Origin of the sequence: Pararhodobacter aggregans, assembly GCF_003075525.1 — a bacterium.
GTDB classification, from domain to species: Bacteria; Pseudomonadota; Alphaproteobacteria; order Rhodobacterales; family Rhodobacteraceae; genus Pararhodobacter; species Pararhodobacter aggregans.
Genome location: NZ_QDDR01000007.1, coordinates 15,976 through 42,359 on the forward strand (window position 1 = coordinate 15,976; position 26,384 = coordinate 42,359).

General features: G+C 69.9%; 32 protein-coding genes. 11 read left to right on the forward strand and 21 right to left on the reverse strand.

What is annotated here, in order from left to right; all coding sequences use genetic code 11:
- The first annotated feature begins 74 nt into the window (after positions 1-74).
- Entirely contained in the window at positions 75-590 is a 516-nt protein-coding gene (locus DDE23_RS13645) for a heme oxygenase-like domain-containing protein (RefSeq protein ID WP_107752301.1), read from the forward strand.
- Complete coding sequence (locus DDE23_RS13650) at positions 587-3,154, forward strand: HWE histidine kinase domain-containing protein (protein WP_107752302.1); 2,568 nt, start codon at positions 587-589, stop codon at positions 3,152-3,154. The genes DDE23_RS13645 and DDE23_RS13650 overlap by 4 nt, the downstream gene beginning before the upstream one ends.
- Here DDE23_RS13650 and DDE23_RS13655 read toward each other — a convergent pair whose 3' ends face one another.
- The 4 genes from DDE23_RS13655 to ruvC form a co-directional block, all read right to left on the reverse strand.
- Entirely contained in the window at positions 3,155-3,775 is a 621-nt protein-coding gene (locus DDE23_RS13655; RefSeq protein WP_107752303.1) for a PAS domain-containing protein, read from the reverse strand.
- A 282-nt stretch (positions 3,776-4,057) separates the two neighbouring features.
- Entirely contained in the window at positions 4,058-5,089 is a 1,032-nt protein-coding gene (ruvB, locus tag DDE23_RS13660; protein WP_107752304.1) for a Holliday junction branch migration DNA helicase RuvB, read from the reverse strand.
- A 67-nt stretch (positions 5,090-5,156) separates the two neighbouring features.
- Positions 5,157-5,834 carry a Holliday junction branch migration protein RuvA gene (gene ruvA, locus DDE23_RS13665; RefSeq protein ID WP_107752305.1) on the reverse strand — a complete coding sequence of 226 codons (678 nt, stop codon included), beginning with the start codon at positions 5,832-5,834 and terminating at the stop codon, positions 5,157-5,159.
- Positions 5,831-6,337 carry a crossover junction endodeoxyribonuclease RuvC gene (ruvC, locus tag DDE23_RS13670; RefSeq protein WP_107752306.1) on the reverse strand — a complete coding sequence of 169 codons (507 nt, stop codon included), beginning with the start codon at positions 6,335-6,337 and terminating at the stop codon, positions 5,831-5,833. The genes ruvA and ruvC overlap by 4 nt, the downstream gene beginning before the upstream one ends.
- A 319-nt stretch (positions 6,338-6,656) precedes the next feature.
- Between ruvC and DDE23_RS13675 the strand changes: the two genes are divergently transcribed.
- A complete protein-coding gene (locus tag DDE23_RS13675; RefSeq protein WP_107752307.1) occupies positions 6,657-6,866 on the forward strand; it encodes a DUF1127 domain-containing protein in 210 nt (69 codons plus the stop codon).
- A gap of 70 nt (positions 6,867-6,936) precedes the next feature.
- Here DDE23_RS13675 and DDE23_RS13680 read toward each other — a convergent pair whose 3' ends face one another.
- From DDE23_RS13680 to era, 4 genes are all read right to left on the reverse strand, one after another.
- Positions 6,937-7,251 (reverse strand): hypothetical protein, encoded by a 315-nt coding sequence (locus DDE23_RS13680; RefSeq protein WP_107752308.1) that lies wholly within the window; start codon positions 7,249-7,251, stop codon positions 6,937-6,939.
- Positions 7,252-7,310: 59 nt separating this feature from the next.
- Positions 7,311-8,180 (reverse strand): 50S ribosomal protein L11 methyltransferase, encoded by an 870-nt coding sequence (locus DDE23_RS13685; protein ID WP_107752309.1) that lies wholly within the window; start codon positions 8,178-8,180, stop codon positions 7,311-7,313.
- 155 nt (positions 8,181-8,335) lie between these two features.
- Positions 8,336-8,671, reverse strand: a complete 336-nt coding sequence (locus DDE23_RS13690; protein ID WP_107752310.1) for a DUF1491 family protein — start codon at positions 8,669-8,671, stop codon at positions 8,336-8,338.
- Between the two features lie 99 nt (positions 8,672-8,770).
- The gene (era, locus tag DDE23_RS13695) at positions 8,771-9,679 is read right to left on the reverse strand and encodes a GTPase Era (protein ID WP_107752311.1); all 909 of its coding nucleotides are present in this window, start codon (positions 9,677-9,679) and stop codon (positions 8,771-8,773) included.
- 125 nt (positions 9,680-9,804) lie between these two features.
- Between era and DDE23_RS13700 the strand changes: the two genes are divergently transcribed.
- Entirely contained in the window at positions 9,805-10,347 is a 543-nt protein-coding gene (locus DDE23_RS13700; RefSeq protein ID WP_238149987.1) for a thermonuclease family protein, read from the forward strand.
- Here DDE23_RS13700 and DDE23_RS13705 read toward each other — a convergent pair.
- The 4 genes from DDE23_RS13705 to lepB (DDE23_RS13720) all read right to left on the reverse strand — a co-directional run bounded on the left by DDE23_RS13705 (position 10,344) and on the right by lepB (DDE23_RS13720) (position 13,621).
- Entirely contained in the window at positions 10,344-11,210 is an 867-nt protein-coding gene (locus DDE23_RS13705) for a DMT family transporter (protein ID WP_272947881.1), read from the reverse strand. The two genes, DDE23_RS13700 and DDE23_RS13705, sit on opposite strands and share 4 nt — an antisense overlap.
- Before the next feature lie 2 nt (positions 11,211-11,212).
- Positions 11,213-11,908, reverse strand: a complete 696-nt coding sequence (gene rnc / locus DDE23_RS13710) for a ribonuclease III (protein ID WP_107752313.1) — start codon at positions 11,906-11,908, stop codon at positions 11,213-11,215.
- The gene (gene lepB / locus DDE23_RS13715; RefSeq protein ID WP_238149996.1) at positions 11,908-12,624 is read right to left on the reverse strand and encodes a signal peptidase I; all 717 of its coding nucleotides are present in this window, start codon (positions 12,622-12,624) and stop codon (positions 11,908-11,910) included. The genes rnc and lepB (DDE23_RS13715) overlap by 1 nt, the downstream gene beginning before the upstream one ends.
- 202 nt (positions 12,625-12,826) lie before the next feature.
- A complete protein-coding gene (gene lepB, locus DDE23_RS13720; protein ID WP_107752315.1) occupies positions 12,827-13,621 on the reverse strand; it encodes a signal peptidase I in 795 nt (264 codons plus the stop codon).
- 170 nt (positions 13,622-13,791) lie between these two features.
- Between lepB (DDE23_RS13720) and DDE23_RS13725 the strand changes: the two genes are divergently transcribed.
- Positions 13,792-14,154, forward strand: coding sequence for a hypothetical protein (locus tag DDE23_RS13725; RefSeq protein WP_107752316.1), 363 nt, complete (start codon positions 13,792-13,794; stop codon positions 14,152-14,154).
- Here DDE23_RS13725 and ald read toward each other — a convergent pair.
- On the reverse strand, positions 14,151-15,269 hold the full coding sequence (ald, locus tag DDE23_RS13730) for an alanine dehydrogenase (RefSeq protein ID WP_107752317.1): 1,119 nt from the start codon (positions 15,267-15,269) through the stop codon (positions 14,151-14,153). The two genes, DDE23_RS13725 and ald, sit on opposite strands and share 4 nt — an antisense overlap.
- Positions 15,270-15,407: 138 nt before the next feature.
- On the opposite strand from ald, the gene DDE23_RS13735 reads away from it, so the two are divergent.
- The gene (locus DDE23_RS13735) at positions 15,408-15,866 is read left to right on the forward strand and encodes an Lrp/AsnC family transcriptional regulator (RefSeq protein WP_107752318.1); all 459 of its coding nucleotides are present in this window, start codon (positions 15,408-15,410) and stop codon (positions 15,864-15,866) included.
- On the opposite strand, the gene DDE23_RS13740 is transcribed toward DDE23_RS13735, so the two are convergent.
- The gene (locus DDE23_RS13740) at positions 15,863-16,432 is read right to left on the reverse strand and encodes an NAD(P)-dependent oxidoreductase (protein WP_107752319.1); all 570 of its coding nucleotides are present in this window, start codon (positions 16,430-16,432) and stop codon (positions 15,863-15,865) included. The two genes, DDE23_RS13735 and DDE23_RS13740, sit on opposite strands and share 4 nt — an antisense overlap.
- 84 nt (positions 16,433-16,516) lie before the next feature.
- Positions 16,517-16,723, reverse strand: coding sequence for a 30S ribosomal protein S21 (gene rpsU, locus DDE23_RS13745; RefSeq protein WP_107752320.1), 207 nt, complete (start codon positions 16,721-16,723; stop codon positions 16,517-16,519).
- Positions 16,724-16,959: 236 nt separating this feature from the next.
- Here rpsU and DDE23_RS13750 point away from each other — a divergent pair, with 236 nt between their 5' ends.
- Both DDE23_RS13750 and DDE23_RS13755 read left to right on the forward strand, forming a co-directional pair.
- Positions 16,960-17,637: a COQ9 family protein gene (locus tag DDE23_RS13750; RefSeq protein ID WP_107752321.1), complete on the forward strand. Its 678-nt coding sequence runs from the start codon at positions 16,960-16,962 to the stop codon at positions 17,635-17,637.
- Between the two features lie 266 nt (positions 17,638-17,903).
- Positions 17,904-18,896 (forward strand): NAD(P)H-quinone oxidoreductase, encoded by a 993-nt coding sequence (locus tag DDE23_RS13755; protein ID WP_107752322.1) that lies wholly within the window; start codon positions 17,904-17,906, stop codon positions 18,894-18,896.
- Between the two features lie 24 nt (positions 18,897-18,920).
- On the opposite strand, the gene DDE23_RS13760 is transcribed toward DDE23_RS13755, so the two are convergent.
- Positions 18,921-19,949: a zinc-binding dehydrogenase gene (locus DDE23_RS13760; protein WP_107752323.1), complete on the reverse strand. Its 1,029-nt coding sequence runs from the start codon at positions 19,947-19,949 to the stop codon at positions 18,921-18,923.
- A 143-nt stretch (positions 19,950-20,092) separates the two neighbouring features.
- On the opposite strand from DDE23_RS13760, the gene DDE23_RS13765 reads away from it, so the two are divergent.
- Positions 20,093-20,803 (forward strand): alpha/beta fold hydrolase, encoded by a 711-nt coding sequence (locus DDE23_RS13765; RefSeq protein ID WP_157958028.1) that lies wholly within the window; start codon positions 20,093-20,095, stop codon positions 20,801-20,803.
- A gap of 85 nt (positions 20,804-20,888) precedes the next feature.
- Positions 20,889-21,275, forward strand: a complete 387-nt coding sequence (locus DDE23_RS13770; protein ID WP_107752325.1) for a lysozyme inhibitor LprI family protein — start codon at positions 20,889-20,891, stop codon at positions 21,273-21,275.
- Between the two features lie 65 nt (positions 21,276-21,340).
- Here the strand turns inward: DDE23_RS13770 and DDE23_RS13775 are convergent, their stop codons facing one another.
- The 3 genes from DDE23_RS13775 to DDE23_RS13785 are packed head-to-tail and all read right to left on the reverse strand — an operon-like array spanning position 21,341 to position 23,392.
- A complete protein-coding gene (locus DDE23_RS13775) occupies positions 21,341-22,135 on the reverse strand; it encodes a metal ABC transporter permease (RefSeq protein ID WP_107752326.1) in 795 nt (264 codons plus the stop codon).
- Positions 22,125-22,892, reverse strand: coding sequence for an ATP-binding cassette domain-containing protein (locus DDE23_RS13780; RefSeq protein WP_107752327.1), 768 nt, complete (start codon positions 22,890-22,892; stop codon positions 22,125-22,127). The genes DDE23_RS13775 and DDE23_RS13780 overlap by 11 nt, the downstream gene beginning before the upstream one ends.
- Positions 22,889-23,392, reverse strand: coding sequence for a Fur family transcriptional regulator (locus tag DDE23_RS13785; RefSeq protein ID WP_107752328.1), 504 nt, complete (start codon positions 23,390-23,392; stop codon positions 22,889-22,891). The genes DDE23_RS13780 and DDE23_RS13785 overlap by 4 nt, the downstream gene beginning before the upstream one ends.
- A gap of 74 nt (positions 23,393-23,466) precedes the next feature.
- Between DDE23_RS13785 and DDE23_RS13790 the strand changes: the two genes are divergently transcribed.
- Positions 23,467-24,402 carry a zinc ABC transporter substrate-binding protein gene (locus DDE23_RS13790; protein ID WP_107752329.1) on the forward strand — a complete coding sequence of 312 codons (936 nt, stop codon included), beginning with the start codon at positions 23,467-23,469 and terminating at the stop codon, positions 24,400-24,402.
- A gap of 54 nt (positions 24,403-24,456) precedes the next feature.
- On the opposite strand, the gene DDE23_RS13795 is transcribed toward DDE23_RS13790, so the two are convergent.
- The gene (locus tag DDE23_RS13795; protein WP_107752330.1) at positions 24,457-25,074 is read right to left on the reverse strand and encodes a 3,4-dihydroxy-2-butanone-4-phosphate synthase; all 618 of its coding nucleotides are present in this window, start codon (positions 25,072-25,074) and stop codon (positions 24,457-24,459) included.
- On the reverse strand, positions 25,071-26,384 hold the full coding sequence (locus DDE23_RS13800; protein WP_107752331.1) for a TRAP transporter large permease: 1,314 nt from the start codon (positions 26,382-26,384) through the stop codon (positions 25,071-25,073). Before DDE23_RS13800 ends, DDE23_RS13795 begins: the two co-directional genes overlap by 4 nt.

Sequence of the window (26,384 nt, forward strand, 5' to 3'; positions counted from 1 at the left end):
GGGAGGGCATTCGACAGAGATAGGCCCCATCGTTGCACCCACCGACTGACGACCCGACCGCCGGGCGAACTTCCTTGCGGGTGCTGCTGCGAACCGCGACCAGCGAGGACCATGCGCGACTGGATGCGCATATCTCGCAACTCGACCTGCGCGAGCCGGGCCCGCGCGCGGTCTATTCCCGGATCCTCTACCGCGGGACGCTCAGGGTCGGGCATGCCTGCCAATGGCAGGCGGCCGAGGCCACGGCGCTCATGGCGCGGATGGTCGAGGCGCTGGGTCCCGACTTCCCCGACGACAATCCGTCGCACTACGATGTCCCCATCGAAGCCGATGCCGCCGCCTATGTGCTGCTCGGCTCGCAGATGGGCCTCTCGCTGCTCAGGCAGGGGCTGGCGCCCGCGCAGCGCACCGGCGCACTGGCCATGACGCCCGATACCGCCGCCTGGACCGCCTTTTCCCAGCGCATCGCCCGCAGCGCCACCGGGACCGAAGCCGCCCGGCGCATCGTCGACGATGCCCGCCGCGTCTTTGGCATCTTTCAGGCAGAGGCCGCGACCCTTCTCACGCCCGCCGCGGAACGGACCCCATGAACGACCCTTTCATCTCGACCGACACGCCCGTCGATCTGACGAATTGCGACCGCGAGCCGATCCACATTCTGGGCAATGTGCAGAGCTTCGGCGCGCTGATCGCCATTTCGGCCGACTGGATCGTGCAGCACGCCTCGGAAAACTGCGAGCATGTGCTGGGCCTTGCCGCCGATGCGCTGGTCGGCTGCCCGCTGGGTGACTTCCTGCCCGCCGCCAGCGTCGCCAAGCTGCGCGAACGGCTGGGCGGCGCCAGCAACGAGAATGCCGTGGCGCGGCTGTTCGGGTTCGACGTCTTCGGCGACGGGCGGCTCTTCGATATCAGCGCCCATCAGTCGAACCTGAGCTTCGTCTTCGAATTCGAGGCCAAGTCGCGCGGCACCGACCATGACGAGCTGGCCATCGTCACGCCGATGATGCGCCGCATCTCGGTCGAGAAGGACATCCTCGGCGTGTCGCAGACCGCGGCCGAGCAACTGCGCAGCCTCGCCGGTTTCGACCGGGTGCTGGTCTATCAGTTCGGCCCCGAAGGCGACGGCAGCGTCATTGCCGAGGCCAAGGACAGCCAGGATGCCGAGACCTATCTCGGTATGCATTTTCCCGCCTCGGACATTCCCCGCCAGGCGCGCGACCTCTACAAGCGCAGCCTGTTGCGGCTGATTTCGGATGTGGACGATCCCGTTTCGCCGATCGTGCCGCAATACAGCCCCGAGGGGCAGCCGCTGGACCTGTCGCTGGCCGTGACCCGCGCCGTTTCGCCCATCCATCTGGAATACCTGCGCAACATGCGGGTGCGGGCCTCGATGTCGGTCTCCATCGTCATCCGGGGCGAGCTTTGGGGGCTTTTCGCCTGCCACCACCGCGAACCGCTCTATGTCGATTACGAACGCCGCACCGCCATCGAGCTGCTGGCGCAATTCTACGCCTACGAGCTGGAGCGGCGCGAGGCCCGGGCGGTCAGCGAGACGGCGGGACGGGCGCAGAAGCTGCACGACCGGCTGATGATGCAGCTCAGCTCGAACGAGGATCTGGAGCACGGCTTTCAGGGCATCGTGCGCGAGATCGCCAAGGTGATCCGCTTCGACGGCATCGCGCTCTATTCCGACGGCAAATACGTCACCCATGGCAAGACGCCGGGCTTTCAGGACTTCCAGACCATCGCCCGGTTTCTCAACACCTCGACCGTGTCGCGGGTCTATGCGACCGACCATCTGGTCGCCCGCCTGCCCTCGATGGAGCATGTGATCGACTGCTGCGCCGGGATCCTGGCCATCCCGATTTCCCGCAAGCCGCGCGATTACATCGTCCTGTTCCGGACCGAGGCCGTGCGGCAGGTCGCCTGGGCCGGCAATCCGCACAAGCCGGTCGAGGTCGGCGCTTATGGCGCGCGGCTGACGCCCCGCAAGAGCTTCGAGATCTGGAAGGAAGAGATCGGCAGCCGGTCCGAGCAATGGTCGCCCACCGCGCTCCGCGCCGCCGAGGCGATCCGCGTCACCCTGCTGGAGGTGGTGCTGAAACTGGCCGATGAGGTCAACAGCGAGCGCAAGCGCGCCCAGGACCAGCAGGAATTGCTGATCGCCGAGCTGAACCACCGGGTGCGCAACATCCTGGGCCTGATCCGCTCGCTGGTGAAGCAATCGCGCAAGACCACCGGCTCGATCGAGGAATTCACCGCCGCCATCGACGGGCGCATCCACGCCCTGGCACAGGCCCATGACCAGCTGACCGAGATGGAATGGAAGCCCGTCGCCTTCCGCGAACTGCTCAGGACCGAGCTGCGCGCCTATCTGGACGGCGACGAACGGCGCCTGATCCTGTCCGGCCCCGAGATCGACCTCTCGCCCGAGGCCTTCGCCACCATGGCGCTGGTCTTTCACGAACTGGTCACCAATTCGGTCAAATACGGGGCCCTCTCGACCGCGGCGGGTCGGGTCGAGGTGCAGACCACCTTCCTCGGCGACGGTTTCGTGCGGATCACCTGGACCGAAAGCGGCGGACCGGCCGTGCAGCCCCCCAGCCGCCGCGGATTTGGCACGACGATCATCGAAAAGTCGATCCCCTTCGAGCTGGACGGCGCGGCCGAGGTCGATTTCCGCCTGACCGGCCTGCACGCCGACTTCCTGCTGCCCGAACGCTTCGTCCGAGAGGGCGCGGCGCGGCCGACGGCCGGCAGCAAGCCCGCCCGGATCGAGACGGCCGAGAAACTGGCGCTGTCCGGCGTGGCGCTGGTGGTCGAGGACAATCTGATCATCGCCATGGATGCCTCGGACATCCTCAGCGATTTCGGGGCCGAGGTGGTGCATATCGCCTCCTCCGTGGCCGAGGCGTTCCGCGTCGCCGATGCCAGCACCCTGTCGCTGGCGATCCTGGACATCAACCTCGGCTCGGAAACCAGCCTGCCGGTCGCCAAATACCTGGCCGCGCGCGAGATCCCCTTCGTGCTGGCCAGCGGCTATGGCAGCCAGTCGGACGCGCTGGCGCAGTTCCCGCCCGCGCCGGTGGTGCAAAAGCCCTATACCGCCGAAACGCTGTCCAAGGCCCTGATCCGGCTGCGCGAAGGCGGCTGATCAGGCCGCCGGAGGCTCTGCCCCGACCAGCGCCTTGAGGTCGCCCATGGCGCGGGCGGCGGCCTGCCCGGTCTCTTCCAGCGACTGGGCGACGACCTCGGCCCGTTCGGGCGTGACGCCGCGCCGCAGGATGTTCGCGGCCGAAATCGCCGCGGTCGAGAGATTGGCGATCGTGTGCAGCGTCTGGGCCAGCGCGGCGGCGGCGTCGCGGCTTTTCAACGCCGCGTCGGCGTCATCGGCCGGGCCGGTCGCGGGCGTCGACAGCAGCAGGATGCGCGCGACATTGCCGCCGACCCAATCGCAGGGCACCGCCTCGACCTGCCACGGGCCCTGCCTGCCGGTGGCGATCAGATTGGCGGCAAAGCGGGTGGCGTGGCCTTCGAAACAGGTGGCCACCGCAGCGGCGGCGCGGGCGCGGTCCTCGCCCTCGCACAGGGTCAGCCAGTCCCTGCCGCAGACCTCGCTCGCGTCCTGCTCGATCAGCGCCAGACCCGCGCGGTTGACCGCGGCGATCCGCCCCTCGGCGTCGATCAGCATCGCGCAGACGCGGGTGTATTGGGCCAGATAGCCGACGATGACCGACAGGGTGCTGGGCGCAATCTGCGCATCTGCGAGAATCATGAGCCCCCCGGAGCGCCGAAGTTTCGCCCACCGTACACCGCCGTTTGCTGGCCGAAAAGTGCCATGCGGATCAGGGGTTTCCGCCGTTCGGACCCGCCCGCCGCCGCATCGGGGCCACCCTGGCACCACGCCCTCGGGTCACGCGGCCTGCAAGACGTCAAGCATGGCCTGGCTGGCCATCGGGCCCGGCGCGGGCGGCCGTCCCGGCCGCCGAAGCCCGCAGCAACCCGGGCGGAATGCAGGGAACAACGGTCCGGCGCCTCACGGAAACGTGATCTCCCGTCACTCGGGATCGAACAGCTCCGCCTGCCCCGCCGGACGCGGCGGCGGCAGGCCCAGATGCCGCCAGCTCGCCTGCGTCAGCATCCGGCCGCGCGGGGTCCGGGCGATCAGCCCCTGCTGCAAGAGGTAAGGCTCGATCACCTCCTCGATGGCATCGCGGCTCTCGCTCAGCGCGGCGGCGATCGTCTCCACCCCGACCGGACCGCCGCCATAGCTGTCGGCCAGCAGCCGCAGATAGCGCCGGTCCGCGCCATCGAGACCCAGATGATCCACCCCCAGCCGGGTCAGCGCATCGTCGGCGAGCCCGCGGTGCAGCGTGCCATCGCCCTCGACCAGCGCGAAATCGACCACCCGGCGCAGCAGCCGCCCGGCGATCCGCGGCGTGCCCCGCGCCCGCCGCGCGATCTCGCGCACGCCCTCGGCATCGGCGGCGACGCCGAGCAGCCGCGCCCCCCGGGCGACGATCTCGCACAGCTCGGGCTCGGTATAGAATTGCAGCCGGGTCGGGATCCCGAAACGGTCGCGCAAAGGCGTGGTCAGCAGCCCCAGCCGGGTCGTCGCCCCGACCAGCGTGAAGGGCTGCAACTCGATCCGCACCGTTCGCGCCGCCGGCCCCTCGCCGATCACCAGATCCAGCTGGAAATCCTCCATCGCCGGATAGAGCACCTCCTCCACCGCCGGGTTCAGGCGGTGGATCTCGTCGATGAAGAGGACATCGCGCGCCTCCAGATTGGTCAGGATCGCCGCCAGATCCCCCGCCTTGGCCAGCACCGGGCCCGAGGTCATGCGGAACCCCACGCCCAATTCGCGCGCCATGATCTGCGCCAGCGTGGTCTTGCCCAGACCGGGCGGCCCGTAGAACAGCGTGTGGTCCATCGCCTCGCCGCGCATCCTGGCCGACTGGATGAAGACCTTGAGATTGGCCCGCGCCTCGTGCTGGCCGATGAATTCGTCCAGCATCTGCGGCCGCAGCGCGCGGTCGGTATCCTCGGGCTGACGGTCCGGGCGGAGGGTGGGGTCGGGATTGCTCATGTCAGTCATGTCGCGCGGAACGGCGGGCGGCGTCCATGCGTATTTTCGGCAGAATGAATACGCGAGGTCACTTCGGCGCCAGCAGTTTCAGGGCGGCGCGGATCAGGGCGGGGGTTTCGCTTTCTTCTTCGGCGGCGGTGGCGACGGCCTGGGCGGCCTCCGAGGGCGCATAGCCGAGGTTGGTCAGCGCCGAAAGCGCGTCGGCCTGGGCCTGCTGCGCCTGGCGGCGGGCCGAGGGTTTGGCGGGTTTCGGGGCCGGGGTGGCGGCGGGGGCCTCCTCCACCGGCTCGACCAGCGGCGCGTCCTCGTCCAGATCCGGGGCGGCGCTGCCCATGGCCATGACGGCGGGCGCCTTGTCCTTCAGCTCCATCACCACGCGGCTGGCGAGCTTCGGCCCGACGCCCGGCGCCTTGCGGATGGCGCCCGCGTCGCCGATGGCCAGCGCCCGCGCCACGCCCTCGGGCCCCAGCGTGCCCAGAATGGCCATCGCCGCCTTGGCGCCCACGCCCTGCACCGACATCAACAGGCGGTGCCATTCCTTCTCGGCCAGGGTCTGGAAGCCGAAGAGCTGCAGCAGATCCTCGCGCACCAGCAATTCGGTATAGAGCGCGGCCATGCCACCCGGGCCGGGCAGCGCCATCCGCGTGCGGTCCGAGACATGGACGATATAGCCCACGCCCCGCACGTCGAGCAGCACGTGATCGGTTCCCTTGTAATCGATCCGCCCCGAGAGTTTGCCGATCATCCCGCCGCCCTCAGCGCCGCCTGCAGCCGCCCGGCGCTTTGCATGTGGAAGGCATGGCAGATCGCCACGGCCAGCGCATCGGCGGCATCGGGCCCGTCGATCTGCACGCCCGGCAATTGCATCCGCACCATATGGTCCACCTGCACCTTGGCCGCCTTGCCGACCCCGACCACGGCCTTCTTCACCGCATTGGGGGCGTATTCGCCGACCACGAGCCCCGCCTGCGCCGGCACCAGCAGCGCCACGGCCCTGGCGTGGCCCAGTTTCAGCGTGGCCACGGCGTCCTTGTTGACGAAGGTCTGTTCGACCGCGGCGCAATCGGGGCGCTGCGCCGCCACCACCGCGGTGAGCTGCCGGTGCAGGCCCAGCAGCCGCGTTGCCAGATCCGCCGTGCCGTCCGAATGCAGGACCCCGTTGGCGACATGTTTCAGGCGGCTGCCGTCCACGTCGATCACCCCCCAGCCGAGGTTGCGCAAACCGGGGTCGATTCCCATCACACGCATCGCAAAGCCCTGCCTGTTCCTGCTGGCACGGTTGCCCCGGCCTTGCCCGCTGACTAGCACGAAAAGTGAACATTGACCAGCGCAAAGGCGATTCGCCGGCGCGAGGGGTCACAATCCTGTTGCATCCTTCGCAAAGGACCCTAAATTGGTCGCATTCACCCTCAATCCGTCGCGCACGGGGTGGGTCCCCATGCCACTTGCCATGCTTGGCTTGCATGGCGGGATTGCGCGTTCCCTGTCTTCTCGCTGCACCTGCAAAGAGCTATCTACGGCTCGCAAGCACAATGCTTTGGCAGTTTTGAAACGACAGGAGCCTCCGATGGCCTTCTTTACCTCCGCCCGCCCCGTCGCCGACGGCGTGTTCGGCCGCAGCCTCGGGTTCTCGTTCGCCGATACCTTTGCCCGCGTCGCCGCGTGGAATGACAAGCGTGTCACCCGCCGCGAGCTGGCGAAGCTCTCCGACCGCGAGCTCGATGATATCGGTCTGTGCCGTGGCGACATCGAGGATGTGGTCGGCGCCCTGCGCTGACCCCGTCCCGCCACAACGACAGCAGCGCCGCCCGGGCAACCGGCGCGGCGCTTTGCTTTGGGGACATGGGTCAGAGCGTGTCCCGTGCCCCCGGCAGCGGCGCCTGGCGCAGGGCCGCGGCCAGCGTGGCGCTGATCGGATCGGCCCCGGCGAGCCAGTGATGGAGCTGCGCGGCGATCCCGGCCCCCTCCCCGGGCGGCTCGGCGAAGGCATGGCCGTTATGGGCCACGGCCGCGGCTTTCAGCACGAAGAAGCAGACCAGCGTCGCGGCGAAAGCCGACAGGATCGCGGCGGCGCGGCGGGGCTTTTGCTCGCGCGCCTTCACCGCCTCGACACGGGCGGCGAGGACATGGGCCATGCGGCGGCGGAAATCGGGACTTTGCATCGGGCACACTCGGTATCTTGACCACAGGCGCCGAGGCTAAGGACCGAGTTTGGCGAAATTCAGGCGCGGCGCAGCACCAGCGTGGTCCAGTCGCCGATTTCCTCGCGCTCCACTTCGGTGAAACCCGCCGCCTGATAGGCCGCCAGCACATCCGCCGCCTGGGTGGTGAGCAGGCCCGAGAGGATGGCGAGGCTCCCGGCCTCGGTGTGCCGGGCCATATCGGGGGCGATCTGGATCAGCGGACCCTTGAGGATATTGGCGAAAACCAGATCATAGGGCGCGCGGGCATGGATCAGGTCATGATCGAAACCCATGGCCTCCAGGCATTCGACGCGACCGTCGAGGCCATTGGCGACGACATTGGCCTCGGCCACGTCGACCGCGACCTGGTCGATATCGGTGGCGAGCACCGTCTCGGGCCAGATCTTGGCCGCGCCCATGGCCAGCACCGCCGTGCCGCAGCCGACGTCGATGACGTTCTTGCCGTGGAAACCGCTGGTGGCCAGCCGGTCCAGCGCCCTGAGGCAGCCCAGCGTGGTGCCGTGATGGCCGGTGCCGAAGGCCATGGCGGCCTCGATCAACAGGCCGATGCGGTCGGCGGGCAGCTTCTCGGCATCATGACTGCCATAGACGAAGAAGCGCCCGGCCTCGACCGGCTTCAGCTCGCGGCGGACATGGGCGACCCAGTCGATTTCCGGCAACTCGGAGATCGCGAATTCAGCCGAGCCGAAGGCCGCGGCCATCAGCGTCAGCGCGATGTCGTCGGGAACGTCGGTGAAATAGGCGCCGACCTCCCACAGGCCCGAGCCGTCCTCCAGCTCGAAGACGCCCACGCCCACCGGCGCCGGATCCAGCTCTTCCAGAGCCTCGCCCAGGGCCTGGGCGCGGGATTCGTCGGACAGCGTGGTGAGGGCGGTAAAGGTCGGCATGGGGCCTCCGGGGTTGCATCGCGGGCCTAGCGCGTCCGGCCACGCAAGGCAAGGCGCCCATCACTTTGTCTCAAATACGCACGGGGTTCCCCAAGGGGCCCGTGGGCCCCTTGGGCGAGGGGGTCCGGGGGGCGAGCAGCCACCCGGCTCCTCCGTCACCCCTCGAACCCCGGCTCGTCCAGAAGCGTGCGCCCCGCCCGATCCTCGACCTCGATCACCCACAGATCCGGGTCCCGCCCCCGCTCGCGCGCGATCTGGGCGTCGATCTCGGCCTCGGCACCGCGGGCCACCTCGGCCCAGCGGGTCATGTCTTCCATCAGGTCGAACTGGCGGCGGTGCAGGCTGGCGGAACCGTCGAGCGAGCTTTGCTTGATGAGCACCGAGCCGGCCGTCGCATCGCCCTTCTTCACCACGAAAGCGGGAATATCGGCCAGGCGCAGGCGGGTCAGATAGGCCTGGACCCAGAAATCGGCCGTGAGCCTGGGGGTCACGGGCGGAGCGAGGGGGCTGCTCGCCCCCTCGCGCTCCCCTCGCCAAAGGGGCCCACCGGCCCCTTTGGAAACCCCGTGCGTATTTCCGGCAGAATGAAGTCAGCCATCGCCGTCGCGGAAATTGAGGCCCATCTCGCCGTAGCGTTCGGCCTCGTTCAGCCAGTTCTCCCGCACCCGGACGGTCAGGAACAGGTGCACCTTGCGGCCGAGGAATTCGGCGATCTCGGCGCGGGCCTGCTGGCCGATCGCCTTGACCGTCTCGCCCTTGTGGCCCAGCACGATGCCCTTGTGGCCGTCGCGCGCGACGAAGATCACCTGGTCGATGCGGGTCGAGCCGTCCTCGCGGTCCTCCCAGGCCTCGGTTTCCACGGTCAGCTCGTAGGGCAGTTCCTGGTGCAGCCGGAGGGTGCATTTCTCGCGCGTCATCTCGGCGGCGATCATCCGCATCGGCAGGTCGGCGATCTGGTCCTCAGGATAAAGCCAGGGCCCTTCGGGCAGCGCGCCCGCCAGCCATTCCTTCAGGTCCTGCGTGCCATGCCCGCGTTCGGCCGAAATCAGGAAGGTCTTCTCGAAGGGGAAGGCCTCGTTCAGGCTCTGGGTCAGCTTCAGCAGCGCCTCGGCCTTGACCTTGTCGATCTTGTTGATGGCGAGCGCGATGCGGCGGCCCTCGGCCCGTTCCCTGAGCGAGGCGAGGATCGCCTCGACCCCCTCGGTCAGGCCGCGATGCGCCTCGATCAGCAGGACCACGATATCGGCATCCGCCGCGCCGCCCCAGGCGGCCGCGACCATGGCCCGGTCCAGCCTGCGGCGGGGACGGAAGAGCCCGGGCGTGTCGACGAAGACGATCTGCGCCTCACCTTCCAGGGCGATGCCGCGGATCCGGGCGCGGGTCGTCTGCACCTTATGCGTGACGATCGAGACCTTGGCCCCCACCATCCGGTTCAGGAGCGTCGATTTGCCGGCGTTCGGCTCTCCGATCAGGGCGACGAAGCCCGCGCGTGTGGTCATTTTGGGTCCTGTCTCATCCGCCATGCCGCCCCTTATACCATGCGCGGCGCCACTGCCACCAAATGCTGGATTCTTCGAGGCGGGCAAGGCAATCTGGCCATCGTTCACGAGTGAAGGAGTGTTGCGTGAGGCTGATAGCCCTGTTGCGCCGGTTGTTCCGCGGGTCTTCCGCCCCCAGACGTTCCGCCCCGACCTCCGATCCCCGCCATCCGCGCCGCCCGCCGATCCAGCCCCCGGGCGTGCCCCCGGCACAAAGCGGCGGCGCGATCCTGACGCAGAAGCGGGTTCTGACCGGGCCCTGTTTCGTCATCGACGGCGACCCGATCATCATCGACGGCGTGCGGCTCAGGCTTTACGGCATCGACGCGCCGGAGATGAACCACCCTTGGGGCAAGCGCGCGAAATGGGCGGTGGTCGAGATGACACGCGGCCACCGGGTCCGGGCCGAATTGCTGGAAGATGTCAGCTACGACCGCTGCGTGGCGCGCTGTTATCTGCCCGACGGGCGCGACATCGGCGCGGAACTGGTCAGCCAGGGCCTGGCCCTGGACTGGCCGAAGTTCTCGGGCGGGTGCTACCGGCACCTCGAACCCGAGGGGGTGCGGCGCAAGCTCTGGCGGGCCGATGCGCGCCAAAAGGGTCGCATGCCGCCCGAACCCGCCCGCTAGGTCCCGGCCTTGACCCGCCGCGACCGGGCGAGTGTGAACAGGCCCGATCCGACGATCAGCGCCGAGCCCAGCAGCATCGGCAGGTCCGGGCGTTCGCCGAACACCGCCACGGCGAGGATCAGGGCGAAGACCAGCCGGGTGTAGCGGAAGGGCGTCACGACCGAGACCTCGCCCGTGCGCATCGCCACCGTCAGCGCGGCATAGGCGATGCAGCCGAAAACCGTGGCGCCGAGGATCGCGCCCACGGCCGCGGGGGGCGGCAGCGCGAGCGGGCTCAGCGTCACCAGCTGCACCACCAGCCCCGCCAGGAACAGCATGCCCAGCCCCAGCACCCCCAGCTGCGCGTTGGTCACGGTCAGCGGCGCGGCGCGGGTCGCCAGATCGCGGCCGGCAAAGCCCGCCATGCCGAGGAGCGCAAAGAGCGCGGCGGGTTGCAGCGCCTCGCCCGAGGGCCGCAACACCAGCAGCACGCCGAGGAAGCCCACCCCGATCGCCGTCCAGCGCCGCCAGCCGACCTTTTCGCCGAAGACCCAGACCGCCCCGGCAATCACCACCAGCGGCGTCGCCTGCAGGATGGCCGAGGTGGCGCCGAGCCCGGCGAAGGCCAGCGCCAGCGAATAGAAGAGCCGCCCGCCGATCTCGAAGCCCGAGCGGATCGCCAGGCCCCGGGTGATCCGGGGCAGTGCCGCCTCGCCCCGGAACCGGGCGATCACGGCAAAGACCAGCATGCCTAGCGCGCCGAAGCCCATCATGGCGGTGGCAGGCGGAACCAGCGCGGTCGCCGCCTTGAGGAAACTGTCCTCGACGGCGAAGGCCGCCATGGCCAGCGTCATAAACAGCGCGCCCTTGCGATTGTCGGCCAGGCTCACGCGGCGCTGACCTGATCGAGCAGCATCTTGGCCGCCGCCTGTTCGGCGGCGCGTTTCGACCCGGCCTCGGCCCGGGCGCTGAGCCCGCCCTCGGTGCGGACCTCGATCGTGAAGACCGGCGCATGCGGCGGGCCCTCGCGGGCGATCTCGACATAGGCGGGGGGCGCCTCGCCCCGGCCCTGCGCCCATTCCTGCAGCGCGGTCTTGGCGTCGCGGGCGTCGGCGTCGACCTGGTCGATGCGCTGCGCCCAATGGCGCAGGATCACGGCGCGCGCGGCCTCCAGCCCCGCGTCCAGATAGACCGCGGCCAGAACCGCCTCCATCGCGTCGCCCAGAAGCGCCTCTTTCCGCCGCCCGCCCGAGATCATCTCGGACCGGCCGAGCCGCAGCACGGCGCCCAGGTCGATGGTCCGCGCGACATCGGCGCAGGTCTCCTTGCGCACCAGCGCGTTGAAGCGGGGCGCCAGCTGCCCCTCGGTCGCCTTGCGGTCGGCCGAGAACAGCGCCTCGGCCATGACGAGGCCCAGCACGCGGTCGCCCAGAAACTCCAGCCGCTGGTTGTGCGGCCGGACCGGAGAGCCGGCCGAGGCATGGGTGAGCGCCCGGATCAGAAGCTCGGGCCGCTGGAAGTCGTGTCCCAGCCGCCCGGCGAAGGCGATCATCTCGGCGGAAAGCGAAAGTCCCTTGGCCATCAGTGTACTGCATGCAAGAAGCGGTCGCCGCGCCAGGTCCAGAAGGCCCAGAGCGACGATCCCGCCGAGGAAAACAGGACCCGGTCGGCGCGGCCGATCAGGTTTTCGAGCGGCACGAAGCCGACCCCACCCTGCGCCTGCGCAAAGCGTGAGTCGAGCGAGTTGTCACGGTTGTCGCCCAGGACGAAGACATGGCCGGGGGGGACCACGATGTCGTCGGTCGTATCCCCGCGCGCCCAGTCGGTCAGGTTGAGGATCGCGTAGGAGACGCCGTTGGGCAGCGTCTCGACCGAGCGGTCGACGCGGCATTCCCCGCCCGGGCGCGGCCGGTTCGCGCAGCGCGGCACGGCGCCGGTGCTGCCCTGGGGCAGGAAGGGCTCGGAGAACTGGCCCGCGGGGCGCTGGTCGACCGGCTGGCCGTTCAGCTGCAGATGGCCGGCCCGCATCCGCACCCGGTCGCCCGGCAGGCCGATCAGGCGCTTGACGTAATCCTCGCCGGTGACGGGATGGCGGAAAACCACGATATCGCCCCGTTCCGGCAGCGCGCCCCAGAGCCTGCCCTCGATCGGGCAGAGACCCCAGGGGCAGGACCAGCGCGACCAGCCATAGGCGAATTTGTTGACGAAGAGGAAATCGCCGACCAGCAGCGTCTCTTTCATCGAGCCGGAGGGGATCCAGAACGGCTGGATCAGGAAGGTCCGCACCGCCACCGCCATCAGCAGCGCCACCGAGAAGGTGCGCAGGCTCTCGCCCCAATCGTGCCTGCGATGCGTCTTGGTGCTGGCCACCGCGCTGCCTGTCCCCGCCTGTTCCTCGCCAAGCCCCTTGGCAACGGCCGCTTTCTGGGCCTGGGTACAGGCCAAGTCAAGCCGTGCCCACCCCCCGGCCCGGCCGGGAGCGGGGGCTGGCGCCGCGCCCTCAGTCCAGGCGCAGCGCGTGGAAGAAGCGGTCGGGGCGCCAGGTCCAGAAGGCCAGCATCGAGGTCCCGGCCGAGGAGAACATCACCCGGTCCGCCCGGCCGATCAGGTTCTCGAAGGGCACGAAACCGACGCCGCCGGTCGCCTGCGGGAAGCGGCTGTCGACCGAATTGTCGCGGTTGTCGCCCATGAAGAAGAAATGCCCCTCCGGCACGGTGAAGACCGGGGTGTTGTCGGCGAAACCGTTGTCTTCGATGTTGAGGATGTAATGGCTCACGCCATTGGGCAGCGTCTCGATCTGGCGGCCCTTCAGGCAATCGCCGCCCTGCCCCACCGGCGCATTCTCGCAGCGCGGGTATTGCCCGGCCGAGCCCTGACGCTCGTAGGTCTCGGCGAAATCGCCGGCGTCTTCCAGCTGGACGGCCTCGTCGTTGATGTAGAGCACGCCCTCGCGCACCTGGATGCGGTCGCCGGGCAGGCCGATCAGCCGCTTGATCAGGTCATCGCCCGAAACCGGATGGCGGAAGACGACGATATCGCCGCGCTCGGGGTCCGAGGCGAAGATCCGGCCGGTGATCGGGCACAAAGCGAAGGGGCAGGAATAGCGCGAATAGCCATAGGCCCATTTGTTGACGAAGAGGAAATCGCCGATCAGCAGCGTCTCTTTCATCGAGCCCGAGGGGATCCAGAACGGCTGGAAAAACAGGGTGCGGAAGACCCCGGCGATGACCAGCGCCCAGAAAACGGTCTTGACCGTTTCCCAGATCCCGTCCTTTTTTTCGGCGGTGGCGGCCATGCTCGTTCCTCGCTCTGCTGCGAGGGGTTTCTGGCCCGCGCCTGCCCGCGTGTCAAGCGATGTGGGGGCGCCTCCGGGCGACGTGATCGGCGCGCTGCCGCGGGTTCGAACCGGGGTGGCCTTTCGCGTTGCCTGCCGCCATGCTGCAGCGCAGGAACGGGGAGGGGCGGATGCTCGGCATCATCGGTTACGCTCTGGGCATGGCGGCGCTGCTGGCGGGGCTGGCCGGGGCCGGGCTGCGCCCGATGCCGCCCGTCTGGGGCCGCCCGCGCTTCCTGCCGCTGGCGCTGACGCTCTATGCGCTGCAACTCTTCGTCTGGTCGCTGGTCCACCGGGGCGACAGCGCCGCCATGGCCCGCGACCGCGAAGGGCAGGACGCCCGCGCGCGGCGCCTGCTGGGGCGCCTCGGCCATCCCGGGATCGCCGATCTGGACGAGGTGCAGGCGCTGGCCTCGGCCTATTGGCTTTTCGTCGCGGCGCTGGGTCTGGTGCTGATCGCGCTGGAACTCGCCCTTGGCCTGATCGGCGCCTAGACCCTCAGCGCCTCGCGCGCGGCCATCACCGGCAGGCCCAGCGCCTTGCCCACCGCGTCATAGGTCAGATGCCCGGCATGGGTGTTCAGCCCGTTCAGCAGATGCTCGTCCTCGGCGCAGGCCAGCCGCCAGCCCTTGTTGGCCAGCGCCAGCATGAAGGGCAGCGTGGCGTTGCCCAGAGCCTGGGTCGAGGTTCGCGCCACCGCCCCCGGCATATTGGCCACGCAATAATGCAGGATGCCGTCCACCTCGTAGATCGGGTCGGCATGGGTGGTGGGGCGCGAGGTCTCGAAACAGCCGCCCTGGTCAATCGCCACATCGACCAGCACCGCGCCCGGCTTCATCGTCGCCAGTTGCGCCCGCGTCACCAGCTTCGGCGCCGCCGCGCCCGGGATCAGCACCGCGCCGATCACCATATCGGCCTCGGCCACCAGCCGGGCGGTCAGCTCGGCGCTGGCATAGCCGGTCTTGAACTGGCCGCCGAACATGTCATCCAGCGCCCGCATCCGCGGCAGCGAGCGGTCCAGCACCGTCACATCCGCCCCCATCCCGGCCGCGACCCGCGCCGCATGGGTGCCGACCACGCCGCCGCCGATCACCACCACCTTGGCCGGCAGCACCCCCGGCACGCCGCCGATCAGCACGCCCCGCCCGCCATTGGCCTTCTGCAAGGACCAGGCGCCGACCTGCGGCGCGAGCTTCCCCGCCACCTCGGACATCGGCGCCAGCAGCGGCAGCCCGCCCCAGCGGTCGGTCACCGTCTCATAGGCGATGGCGGTGACGCCCGAGGCCAGCAGATCCGCCGTCTGCTCGGGATCGGGCGCCAGATGCAGATAGGTGAACAGCACCTGCCCCGCGCGCAGCTGCCTGCGCTCGACCGCCTGCGGTTCCTTCACCTTGACCACCAGCTCGGCCGTGGCGAAGATCTCGGCCGCGGTCTCGACGATCGCCGCCCCGGCCGCGCGGTAATCGGCATCGGTGAAGCCCGCGCCCAGCCCGGCACCGGTCTCGATGATGACCTGATGGCCCGCGGCGACGGCCTCGTGCGCGGCGGCGGGGGTGATCCCGACGCGGAATTCCTGTGGCTTGATCTCCCGGGGACAACCGATCAGCATGATACCCTCCTGCGCTCTGTCCTTGGAAGAATTACCCAGATTCCGCCGCGATTGCTTGATTTCGACAGACAAGCCGCGCGATAAGACGCAAGATTCTTCGAAAGCCCCGCCCCTGACCCCGATGAAAGTTGCGCTGCGATGCAGCTAGACCCCACCGACCGCCGCATCCTGAAGGTCCTGCAGCACGAGGGCCGGATCTCGAACGCCGACCTGTCCGAGCGCGTCGCCCTCTCGCCCTCGGCCTGCCACCGCCGCGTGCAGCGGCTGGAAACCGAGGGCTTCATCGCCGGCTATGTGGCGCTGGTCGACCCAAGGCGGATCGGCAAGCCGACCACCGTCTTCGTCGAGATCACCCTCAACGGCCAGTCGGACGAGGTGCTGGACGGGTTCGAAAAGGCCGTCGCCCGCATCCCCGACGTGCTGGAATGCCACCTGATGGCGGGCAGCGCCGATTATCTGCTGAAGCTGGTGGCCGAGGATACCGAGGATTTCGCCCGCATCCACCGCCAATACCTGGCCCGGCTGCCGGGGGTGGCAAAGATGCAGAGTTCGTTCTCGCTGCGGACCGTGGTCAAGACCACCGCGCTCGACCTCTAGCCCTGCAGGAGCAATGCTTGGCCGTGGGTCGCGGGGTCCTCCAGCGCGGCGAGCATCGCCTGCGCCACATCCTCCCGCGCGATCCGCGCCAGCCCGCCGACCCGCGCGCCCGGATCGGCCCGCCAGCGACCGCGCCCCTTCCCGTCGGTCAGCCGCACCGGCCGCACCAGTGTCCAGTCGAGGCCCGAGCCCCTGACCAGAGCCTCGGCCCGCCGCATGTCGGCCAGGATGGCGCCGGGCACCTGGGCCCGGATCAGCCGGTAGACCAGCCCCAGCCGAGCATCCTCGCCGACCATCGCCCCGCTGACACTTATCAGCCGCCGCGCCCCGGCCCGCTGCATCGCCGCGATGATCCGCGACGCGCCCTGCGCGCACAGATCCGCCGGCGAATCGCGCCGCGGCCCGAGGGTCGAGATCACCGCCTCCTGCCGCGCCACGGATCGGGCCAATGCCTCGCCCGCGAACAGATCGCCCTCGAAGGGCGCGGCATCATGACCCGCCGCGCCTGCCCGGCGCAGGATCACCGCCCCCAGACCGTGATGCGCGCCGATGACCAGAACCCGCATGCCGCCTCCGCCGCGCAAAAAGAAACCCCCGGACCGCGGGGGACCGGGGGTCTTTTCCGTCACGCCCCCGAAAGGGCGAAAGGTTCAGACCAGACCTTCACGCTGCGCCTTCTTGCGCGCGAGTTTGCGCGCACGGCGGATCGCCTCGGCCTGTTCACGGGCCTTCTTGACGGAGGGTTTCTCGAAATGCTGCTTGAGCTTCATTTCGCGAAACACGCCCTCGCGCTGGAGTTTTTTCTTCAGCGCCCGAAGTGCCTGTTCGACGTTGTTGTCGCGAACCGATACCTGCATGTGGTTTTCACCACCTTTCTAAGCTAAAGTGACATAAGTGCAGGAAGCGCCCCCATAGCAAAGCCCGGGCGGCTTGTCCACGCCCCGGCGGGGTGTTTTGCGGCCGGAAACCGTGGATTCGACCCGTTCCGCTGCGGCGTTTGCGCGCCCCGGGCCGCCGCTCTGTCGCTTCGGGCTTGGCCACCGGCGTCCTGCGTCCTACATGCAGGGTGCGCCCTGAACCGCGAGGCCCCGCGATGACCGACAGCCAAACCTCCGCCGCCGACCGCCTGCTGGAGGCCGCGCTCGCCCATGTCCCCTTCGACGGCTGGTCCGGGGCGACGCTCGCCGCCGCCGCCGCCGAGACCGGCATCGACCCGGCACTGGCCAAGGCGCTTTATCCCCGCGCCGGGCTCGATCTGGCGCTGGCCTATCACCGCCAGGGCGACCGCAAGATGCAGGAGGCGCTGGCCACCCGCGACCTCAGCACCCTGAAATTCCGCGAGAAAGTGGCCCTGGCCCTGCGCCTCAGGCTGGAACAGGCCGACCGCGAGGCGGTGCGCCGCGCCGCCACGCTGCTCGCGCTGCCGCAGAACGCCCCCGAAGCCGCCCGCGCCGTCTGGAACACCGCCGATACGGTGTGGAACACGCTGGGTGACACCTCGGAGGACGGCAATTGGTATTCCAAACGCGCGATCCTCTCGGCGGTGCATTCGGCGACGGTGCTCTTCTGGCTGGGCGACACCAGCGAGGGCAGCGCCGAGACCTGGGCCTTCCTCGACCGCCGCATCGAGAATGTGATGCAATTCGAGCAGACCAAGGCCCGGATCAAGGCCTCGCCGGTGCTGAACCCGGTGCTGGGCCTGCCCTTCCGGCTGCTCGAATCGCTGAAAAAGCCGCAAGCGCCCGGCCCGATGCCCGGCAGCTGGCGCTGAACAGCCGCCCGGGCGCCCGTGGCAGCGCCGGGGGGCCAGCCCCCCGGTCCCCCCGGGATATTTGAAGCGCAAAGAAGGCGGGTTAAGAAAGGCTTAAGCCCTCTCGTCGTTCGACACATCTCCTCCGGGGGGGCAGAGTGTCTCGGGAAAGGTCCGGGATGCCCCCCGCCACCCGCGCCGAGGCCCCGGGGAACGCCCGTAGGATGGGCGATTTCGCCCATCCTCTTCTGCGGCTAAGCTGCGCCCGACTCAAGACAGGACGACCGATGACCCAATCCCATACCATGCGCGTGATCGAGATCTCGAAACCCGGCGGGCCCGAGGTGCTGGTGCCCGCCGAGCGCGCCGTGCCGGTCCCCGGGGCGGGCGAGATCGTGATCCGCGTCGCCTATGCCGGGGTCAACCGCCCCGATGCCCTGCAGCGCGCGGGCAGCTATGCGCCGCCGCCCGGCGCCTCGGACCTGCCGGGGCTCGAAGCCTCGGGTGTTGTCGTGGCGCTGGGGGCGGGCGTCACCCGCTGGCGGATCGGCGACGAGGTCTGCGCGCTGCTGCCCGGCGGCGGCTATGCCGAATACGTCGCCACCCCCGCCGCGCATGCCCTGCCGGTGCCCGCGGGTCTGGGCCTCAGGGCGGCGGCCTGCCTGCCCGAGACCTTCTTCACCGTCTGGACCAATGTTTTCGACCGCGGGCGCCTGCAGGCGGGCGAGCGCTTCCTGATCCATGGCGGCACCTCCGGCATCGGCACCACCGCCATCCAGCTGGCCGCCGCCCGTGGCGCGCGGGTCTTCGCCACCGCGGGGTCCGACGACAAGTGTCAGGCCTGTCTCGACCTCGGCGCCGAGCGGGCGATCAACTACCGCAACGAGGATTTCGTGGCCGCGATGCGGGCCGAGGGCGGGGCCGACCTGATCCTCGACATGGTCGGCGGCGATTACCTGCCGCGCAACGTCAAGGCGCTGGCCGATGACGGGCGGCTGGTGCAGATCGCCTTCCTCTCCGGTCCCAGTGTCGAGCTGAACTTCGCCCAGGTCATGGTGCGCCGCCTGACCATCACCGGCTCGACCCTGCGGCCGCGTTCGGTCGCCGCCAAGGCCGCCATCGCCCGGGCGCTGGAGGCCGAGGTCTGGCCGCTGCTGGCCACGGGCCGCGTCGCGCCGGTGATCGACAGCGAATTCCCGCTGGACGAGGCCGCCGCCGCCCATGCCCGGCTGGAGACCTCGGCCCATATCGGCAAGATCGTCCTGAAGGTCTCGGGCTGAGGCCGCCGACAGATCCGGCCCCGCTCAGGGCCGGATCATCACCTTGCCGTTGCTCCTGCGATAGGCCGGGATCACCCCCTCGATCGCCCGGTCGAGCGGCAGCTCGGCCCCGACCCGCGTCTGCCAGCGGCCGGTGGCGAAGCGCTCCTGTACCTGCCGGATCACCGCCGCGGCGCGGTCGGGGGGCGCGGCGGGCAGCCAGCGGCTCAGCCAGAAGCCCTCGATCGCCTTGTCCATGAAGATGAACTGGCCCATGGCGGTAAGCGCGGGCGCCTCGTCCGACATCTTGCCATAGCTGACCCAGCGCGCCCCCGCGGGCATGGCGAAGAACAGATCGGCCGTCGCCTGATCGCCCACCGCATCCAGCAGCGCCCGGGGTTTCAGCGCCTTGATCGTCGCCCGCGCCTGCCCGTCGAAATCCGGCGCCGAGGAGACCAGAACCTCGGCCGCGCCCAGCGCCTTCAGCGCCTCGGCATCGTCCGGGCGGCGGATCACGGCGATGGCGCTCAGACCCTCGTCCTTCGCCAGACCCAGGATCAGGCGCCCCAGCTGCGAGCCCGCGGCGTTGACGATGAAGGCGCCCCCGGTCTGCCGCGCGCGTTCGACCAGCGCCACGGCGGTCAGCGGGTTGACGATCAGCGCCGCCGCATCGGCCTCGGGCACCGCCGGGTGCAGGGGAATGCAGAGCGCGGCGTCCGAGACCGCATGCGCGGCCCAGGCCCCGGTCCCGGTGCCCAGAAACGAGACGCGCTGCCCGATCAGTTTCTCGCCCTGAGGCCCCCCGGCAGCGATCACCACGCCCACCCCTTCGAACCCCGCCGCCTGGCCCTGGACCCGGGGCTGGCCGTAGCTGCCCTGCACGAAGAACAGATCCGAAGGGTTCACCGGGCTCAGCCCCACCTCGATCAGCACCTGCCCCGGTTTCAGCGCCGGCAGCGGCACCTCGCGCAGCTCCAGGAACGGGGCGAGGCTGTCGGGCACCTGCGGCATGGGCGTCGTGGCGAAACCGCCCTCGCGCAGGGCAAGGGCGCGGGTCGTGGTCGGCGTGGTCATGGTCATCCTCCCGTTTGGCCCATGCTAGCCCGCGTCCGGGCCGGGGCATAGCCTCGGCTTGGCGGCGGGCGTCACGTCACCCGCGCCCCGGCTTGCGGCGGCACCGGCTGCGGGGCAGGATGGCGGTGCAGCGCGGGGGACCCATGGCACGCATCCTTCTCATTCACGGCGCCTGGGGCAATGGCAGCAGCTGGACCGGCGTGGTTCCCCTGCTGGCCGCACAGGGCCATCAGGTCGAGGCCTTTTCGCTGCCCGGGCACGGGCGCAACGACACGCCCTCAGGGGACATCGGCCAGCCCGAGTATGTGGCGGCTGTCGAGGCGCGGCTTCTGGCCGGGCCGCCCGCGCTGCTGGTCGGGCATTCCATGGGCGGCATGGTCGTGGCGCAGGTGGCGGCGCGGCAGCCGGCGCAGGTCAGCGCCGCGGTCTTCGTCGCCGCGCTGCTGCCCCGGGATGGCGAGAGCCTGCTGGATCTGGTGCAGCGGCAGGACGCGCCGGGCGTGCGCGATTTCGTCCGCCCCGGCCCGGTCAGGGGCACGACGCTGCTGGATCCGGGCGCGGCGGGGGTGCTGTTCCCCGATGCCACGCCGCAGGCCGCTGCCGCCGCCATGGCGGTGCTGAGCCCGCAGCCCAACCGCGGGCAGACCGACAAGGCGGTCGTCGGCCCCGGGTTCGCGGCGGTGCCCAAGGCCTATGTCTTCTGCACCGAAGACCGGGTCGTCACCCATCCCCTGCAACGGGCCATGGTCGCGGCGACCCCCTGCGAGGCGGCATTTACGCTGGACTGCGGGCATGTGCCGATGCTGACCCGGCCCAAGGCGCTGGCCGGGATCCTGCTGGGCCTCGCCGCCTGACGCAGATGTGCCCGCGGCGGGGCTGGTCAGGGCCGGACGCAGGGATCATGCTGGGGCCGGTTCTCAGCCTCGAAGGATGCCCGCCATGACCCGCCTGCCGCTCGCCGCCTGCCTCGTCCTTGCCCTGCCGTCGCTGGCGTTGGCCGATCCGACCCTCGAATGCGACGGCGGCAGCCAGATCGAGATCGGCGCCTGCGTGACCGCGACGCTGGCCTCGGTCGACCGCTCGCTCGACTCGGCGCTGGGCTTTGCCCGCTCCAGCGCCGAGGAACTGGACAATGCCACCGGCCGCGGCACCGCCGTGCCCGCCCTCGATGCCGCGCAGGAGGCCTGGTCGGCCTATCGCGAGGCGCAATGCCATGCGGTGGGCGAGGGTTTCGGCGGCGGCTCGGGCACCGGGATCGCCATCACCGCCTGCCGCATCACCCTGGGCCGCGCCCGGGTCGAGGAATTGCTGGCCTCCGTGCGCTGAGCGCCGCCGCCTGAGGCGGGGGGAGGCGCGCGGGGCGGGCGGGTGGGAGCGTGCCTCCCCCCGCCTCAGGTCCTGACCACGCGCCCCAGGCTCAGGGACAGGACGAACAGCCCCGCCGCCGCCGCGACGATGCTCGGCCCGGCGGGCGTGTCGAACCAGAGCGAGGCCATCAGCCCCAGCACCACGCTCAACCCCGCCACGGCGACCGCGCCCAGCGCCATCCGCTCGGGCGTGCGGGCCATGACCCGGGCCGTGGCGGGCGGGATGACCAAGAGCGCGCCGATCAGCAGCGCGCCCACCACTTTCAGCGCCACCGCCACCACCAGCGCCAGGGCGAGCGTCAGGATCAGCCCCTCGCGTTCCGGCTTCAGGCCCAGCGAGCGCGCCAGATCCTCGCTGATCGTCGCGGTCAGCAAGGCCTCCCACCGCCAGAGCATCAGCCCCGTCACCGCCGCCGTTCCCAGCGCCATGGCGATCAGGTCCGAGGCCTGCACGGTCAGGATGTCGCCGAAGAGGAACGCCTCCAGATCGACCCGGACGCCCTGCAGGAACGAGGCCGCGACCAGACCCAGCGCCAGCGCCGAATGCGCCAGAACCCCCAGCGTGGTGTCCATCGCCCAGCCCCGCCCGGCCAGCGCGCTGACCAGAAGGGCCATGGCGAAGGCGGTGACCAGCGTGCCGGCGAAGATCGAAATGTTGAAGCCCAGCGCCAGCGCCACGCCCAGAATCGCCGCATGCGCCGTGGCATCGCCGAAATAGGCCATGCGCCGCCAGACCACGAAACAGCCCAGGGGCCCCGTCGCCAGCGCCGCCAGCAGCCCGGCGCCCAAGGCGCGCAGGACGAACGCGTCAGTGATCATGATCGCAGGTCTCGTGGTCGTGGGGATGGTCGGGATGGTCGGCGCCGTGGTCGTGGTGGTGCTGATAGAGCGCCAGCGCCCCCCCGGTGCCGAGGCCGAACAGCGCCCGGTATTCCGGCGCGTTCGACACGACCGAGGGCGTGCCCTCGCAGCAGACATGCCCGTTCAGGCAGACCACGCGGTCCGAGGCGCTCATCACCACATGCAGGTCGTGGCTGACGCTGAGGACGGCGCAGCCGATCTCGCGCCGGACATCCTCGATCAGCCGGTAGAAGGCCGCCGTGCCGGGCTGGTCCAGCCCCTGCGTCGGCTCGTCCAGCACCAGCAGCTGCGGGTTCCCGGCCAGCGCCCGGGCCAGCATCACCCGCTGCAATTGCCCGCCCGACAGCGTGGCCAGCGCCCGATCCTCCAGCCCCGGGGCGCCGACCCGCGACAGCAGATGCGCGATCTCGTCGCCGCTCAGCCTGCGGTTCAGCCGCAGGAAGCGGGCGACCGAGAGGGGCAGGTTCGGGTCCAGATGCAGCTTCTGCGGCACATAGCCGACCCTGAGCCCCGGCGCCCGGGTCACGCTGCCCGCGGAACCCGGCACCATGCCCAGAAGCGCCCTGAGCAGCGTGGATTTGCCCGATCCGTTGGGGCCGACAATGGTGACGATCTCGCCCGGGCGCAGGGTGAAATCCACATGGCTCAGCACCGGCGCCGCCGGGCCATAGGCGACCGAGAGGCCGCGCGCCTCGACCAGAACCGGGGCGTTCATGCCGCCGCCTCACGGCAGGCAGAGCAGAGGCCCAGGGCCTCGATCGTCGCCCGCTCGACGCTGAAACCCAGCGCGGCCGCGCCCTCGTCCAGCGATACCCGCAGCGGGTCGGCCGAGACCTCGGCCACGGTGTGACAGCCGCGGCAGATCAGGAAAGCGGCGTGGTGCGCTTCGCCCGGATGCAGGCAGGCGGCAAAGGCGTTGAGCCGCTGGATGCGGTGCGCCAGCCCGTGTTCGACCAGGAAATCGAGCGCCCGGTAGGCGACCGGCGGCTGGTGGCCGAACCCGTCCTCGGCCAGCCGTTGCAGGACGTCATAGGCACCCATGGCGCCATGCCGCTCCAGCAGGATCTCCAGCGCGCGGCGCCGCACCGGGGTCATGCGCAGGCCCTTGGCACGCACCAGATCCTCGGCCCCGGCCAGTGCGCTTTCGACGCAATGGTGGTGGTCGTGCGGCTCGAAGGCCGGTTCGGGGCCGGTCGGGGGGCTGGAGGCGGTCATGAGGGGCCTTGCGGGTGCATATGTTATGTTATAACAAGTAACAGTATAACATTCCTGACAGCCGAGCCAAGCCCATGTCGAGACTTCTTTTCGCGCTTCTCCTCAGCGCCACCCCTGCCCTGGCCGAGGCCCCGCGGGTGGTGACCGATCTGCCGCTCACCCAGTCGCTGGTGGCCGGGGTGCTGGGCGATGACGCGGGGGTGACGGCGCTGCTGGACCGCGGCGCCGACCCGCATCACGCGCAGCTGCGCCCCTCGCAGGCGCGGGCGCTGTCGGGCGCTGATCTGGTGGTCTGGATCGGGCCGGGCCTCAGCCCCTGGCTGGCGGGGCCGCTGGACAGTCTGGCAGGCGGCCGGGTGCTGGATCTGAGCGCGGTGCCGGGCCTCTATACCCAGGACTTCGCCGAGGACGAGCACGACGACCACGGTCATGACCATGACCATGACCACGCGCACGACGACCATGACGACCACGGGCACGACCACAGCGGCATGGACCCCCATCTCTGGCTCGAGCCGGGCAATGTGGCGATCTGGCAGCGGGCGCTGGGGGCGGAACTGGCGGCCGGAGACCCCGAACACGCCGCCGACTACATCGCCCGGGCCGAGGCCGCCGCCGCCGGAACCGAGGCGCTGAGGGCCGAGATCGAGGCGATCCTCGCCCCGGTCGGCGATGCCGGGCTGGTGATGTTCCACGACGCCTATGGCTATTTCGCCCATGCTTTCGGGCTGAACGTGGTGGCGACGATCAGCGGCGGCGATGCCTCGGCCCCGGGGGCGGCGCGGATCGCGGCGCTCAGGGCCGAGTTGCAGCACGATCGGGCCGTGTGCCTCTTCCCCGAGGCGAACCATCCCGATGATTTCGCCCGGGTGGTGGCCGAGGGGACCACGCTCAGGATCGGCGCGCCGCTCGACCCCGCCGGGATGGAGCTGGCGCCGGGACCGGACCTTTATGCAAGGCTGCTGCGGGCGCTGGCGCAGAGCATCGCCGATTGCGTCACCGCGGGCTGAGGCCAAAGGTGGGCGAACCCGCGCCGTGACGGCGCGGAACCGCCCACCCTACGCTCAGCCCAGAAGGTCGTTGCAGGCAAAGACCGGCAGATCCAGCGCCGCGGCAAGGCTTTGCAGCCATTCCCGCCCCGGCGCCGCCCCCGACGGGTCGAGGATCTCGCAGATCACCGCCGCCGGGCGCAGGCCCGCGCGGTCGCAGATCTCGACCGCGGCGCCGGGGATGCAGCCCCCGGCGCGCGGCCCGTCCCGCTCTACCCGGATCGGGAAGACATGGCCCGGCGTCGCCAGATCCCCCGGCACCGCCCCCGGACGGATCGCCGCCGCCACCGTCCGCGCCCGGTCCGGCGCCGAAATGCCGGTCGAGACGGCATGCGTCGCCTCGATCGACAGGGTGAAGGGCGTGGCGAAGCGGCGCCGGTTGCTCTGCGGTTGCAGCGCCAGCTGCAGCCGGTCCACGATCCGGCTGTCCAGCGCCAGACAGACCAGCCCCCGCGCATGGGTCGCCATCCGGTTGATCGCCCCGGCATCGGCGAAATCGGCCGGGATCATCAGGCAGGGCAGCGCCCCGCCCTCGGGATCGCAGAGGATCATCATCCGGGCCTCACGCGCGCAGTCGACGGGCGACAGGGCCAGGGGCTCGACCGGCGGGTCGAAGGTGCAGTGTCGGGTCATGGGCGCATCAACTCCGGGATGATCGTGGCGATCTCGGGGAAGGCGAAGACCGCGGCGGCTGTCAGGAACTGACAGAGGATGAAGGGGAACACGCCGCGATACATCGCAAGGGTCGAGAAATCGCGCGGCGCTATGCCCTTGAGGTAAAAGACCGCAGGCGCCATCGGCGGCGTCAGATACGAGGTCTGCAACATGATGACCGCCAGCACGCCGAACCACATCGGATCCACCCCCGCCGCATGCAGGAAGGGCAGGAAGATCGGCGTGCAGATCAGCACCGCCGAGATCCAGTCAAGGATCATCCCGGCGATGAAATAGGCAAAGAGCAGCACGATGACCAAGCCGGCAGGCCCGACATCCAGCGAGGACACCGCCGCATCGACCAGCTCGGCCCCGCCCTGGATCTTGAAGATGCTGGTGAACATGGTGCCGCCCAGCGCGATGAAGATGATCATCGACGAGACCGTCGCGGTCTTCACCGTGGCGTTCCAGGTCTCGCGCCAGCTGAAATCGCGGTAGAGGATGTTCAGCAGCACCGCCCCCACCGCCCCGATGGCCGCGGCTTCGGTCACGGCGGCGATGCCCAGGAGGATCGAGCCGATGACCGAGGTGACCAGCACCAGCGGCGGGAAAAGCGCATAGGCGGTGAAGCCGAGCTTCCGGCCCAGCGGCATGTCCTGGCCGAAATGGACCCGGGGCGCCGACGCGGGCCAGATCAGCGCATAGACGATGATCCAGATCAGGAAGAAGCCGACCATCAGGAAGCCCGGCACCAGCACCGCACCGAACAGCGTACCGATCGGGATCTGCGCGACCGAGGCATAGATCACCACGACGATCGAGGGCGGGATCATCGTCCCCAGCGAGCCCCCGGCGCAGATCGTGCCCGAAATGATCGACTTGCTGTAGCCCGCCGCCCGCATCGGCCCCATGACCAGCAGGCCGGTCATCACCTCGACCGCTCCGACCACGCCGGTTCCGGCGGCGAACAGCGTGCACATCGACAGCGTGGCGATGGCCAGGCCCCCGGGCAGGCGGCCCATCCACATCGAGAGCGATTCAAAGGCCCGCTTGCCGATGCCCGAACTCTCCAGCACCGCGCCCATGAAGATGAACAGCGGCACCGCGGCCAGCGAGTAATTGGACGAGACGCTACCGACGAACTGGTAAAGCTGCAGCCCGGTCAGGCTGCCGAAGACCGGAAAGGCAAAGATCACCGCGACGATGATCAGCGAAAAGGCGACGGGGATGCCGGCGAAGATCAGCGCGAAGGCGGCCGGGAACATCCAGATGGCGAGATCGGCGTCCAT